The organism is Candidatus Nitrosotalea sp. FS (genome assembly GCF_011319475.1).
In the GTDB taxonomy this organism is placed as follows: Archaea; Thermoproteota; Nitrososphaeria; order Nitrososphaerales; family Nitrosopumilaceae; genus Nitrosotalea.
In genome coordinates, this window is record NZ_RCMC01000013.1 from 1 (window position 1) to 770 (window position 770).

The window sequence follows — 770 nt, forward strand, 5'->3', positions numbered from 1 at the left end:
TGCAGATACTTGTAGGCATTGTGGTTATGACCTTGAGACATTAAAGAAATGTCTTGTCTGTGGCAAACCCTATCAGTTTCAGTGCAAGTCGTGTGGGGAAAAAAGTGAAGAACAGGTACATCCTGACTGCATCAAATGATGTTGTAGAGCTTGTTTTATAATGAACATATTTTTCAATCTGATTAAATGAAATATGTCATAGCATCTGCAATGATATTTGCAGGGTTTATAATATTGGCTTTGACGATTGTTCAAAATAATGTCGGTATATCAGAATGGGACCATTCCACGTTTGTATCAATAAATCATCCTGAAGGAAAGACTGTTAGTAAAATAATGGTAGACCTGTCAAAATATGGGCGAGAAGCAGTATGGATTGGGGTGACAGCACTGCTTTTTGTTTTTGGCAGAAAAGATGGACGCAAGGTTGCTGTATTACTTACGATAACTTTCTTGATCCTAATTCCTCTTGGAANCGTCCCGGTTTCAAGTGAAAATCTGTTGGTTCCAAGTGACACTGATCCATCTTTCCCATCCGGTCATGCTACAATTGTCTCCGGTGGTGCAGCAATTCTTCTTTTACGATTCCATCGAAGCAAGCAGATTATTGCTTCCATAATCCTTGCAGTTGAAGCCGCACTTGTTGCATATTCTAGAGTCTATGTTGGAGTTCACTATCCACTGGATGTAGTTGGTGGAATACTTCTTGGCACTGGTGTAGCGTTTGCAGTTGTAGCATCTAGTAAATACATGGGACCCATTTTTTCTCG

Annotated in this window: 1 protein-coding gene; it reads left to right on the forward strand. The window is 39.8% G+C overall.

Features of this window, described 5'->3' with window-relative positions; genetic code table 11:
* Positions 1-501 precede the first annotated feature (501 nt).
* Positions 502-770 (forward strand): phosphatase PAP2 family protein (locus tag DYY66_RS12775; protein ID WP_255495933.1); only part of this gene is annotated, 269 nt, incomplete at its 3' end.